The sequence below is a fragment of the Limnohabitans radicicola genome, from assembly GCF_014837235.1.
Lineage (GTDB): Bacteria > Pseudomonadota > Gammaproteobacteria > Burkholderiales > Burkholderiaceae_C > Limnohabitans_A > Limnohabitans_A radicicola.
Window position 1 is genome coordinate 1 of record NZ_JACYFT010000017.1, and the last position, 1,148, is coordinate 1,148.

Below are 1,148 nucleotides of genomic sequence, written 5' to 3' on the forward strand. Positions count from 1 at the left end.
TCCCAGTTATAGACCCCCCATCGATCCCACGGGTTGGGATATGTGGCATTGGACACACTGGCTGACGCCTGTAATAAGGCAGTGCGCGTATCCGCATCTTTGTCACTAATGACAAAAACTTCTGAATTGCGTGCACTGACGGTAACGTTGGAAATCAGCAGATCAGTGCCGTTGGCTGTATCGAAGCGAACCGTCGCCTTGCCATTCAATCCAGTGGCCACATAGTCTGGGTTGTGGTTAGCATTTGTGTTTAGCGTCCCGTTAGCATCCAACGCTGCGTTGTTGCTTTGCCCTGACTTGTCGCCCCAGGCTTGAACGTTGTCACTGCCGTCGCGGGTGAGGGTGTTGGTATCGGCCGCATCCAGCCACAGGGTGTTGCCGTTGATGGCCGCTGCAATGTTCAGCCCCCCTTGCTTGGCGCTGTTGACGGTGATGTTGCCACCGTTGGTCACGTCGGCCAGGCTGACTGAAGCAGCGGTCCAGAGGTTGCCCGCCGCGTCGCTGATGGTGGCTGCGCCGGCATTGAGGGCCGTGACGCCAATGGAGTTGCCCGCCACCGTGCTGTCACCTGCGCTCACGGTGTACTGGAAGACCAGGTCGTTGCCCGAGGTGCCCACGTATTGGGCTGTGACAGGTGTTCCGCCGTTTGTGACATCCAGCGTCAGTGTCAAGCCCGAAGTGTCGCCGCTGACTTTCATGACTTCGTCGAAAGCCACGCGCAACGTGATGACGTCGTCCACACCGTATTCACCCGCAGCTGTGGTGCTGGTGACCACGTTGGTGCTGGCCAGCAGCGGTGCTGTAGCGTCCAGGTTGGTGCTGATGGGCGTGCTGATGGTAGCCAGGTCGTTGCCTGCTGCATCTTGCGCCACAGCGCTGGTCTGGTTACCCCCTGCATCGGTGTAGGCCACGCTCACGTCACCACTGCTGCCCAGATTGCCGCTGAGGTTCAGCACCAAGGTGCTGCCGCTGCCGGTGACGGACGAGATGGTTGCACCGTTGAGGCCTGTGCCCGCCAATGTGAAGCTGTTGGCCAGCCCTGTCAGCGCGGTGTTGCTGGTGTCGATCGGCTCGCTGAACTGCAGTGTGATGGTGTTGCCACCCGCCGCCGCCGCCACAGATTGCAAGGTGGGCAGTACAGTGTCGAT

General features: G+C 60.0%; 1 protein-coding gene. It reads right to left on the reverse strand.

Going from position 1 to position 1,148, the window contains the following annotated elements:
* On the reverse strand, positions 1-1,148 hold a 1,148-nt coding region (locus IC609_RS16040; RefSeq protein WP_191820537.1), incomplete at both ends, for an Ig-like domain-containing protein.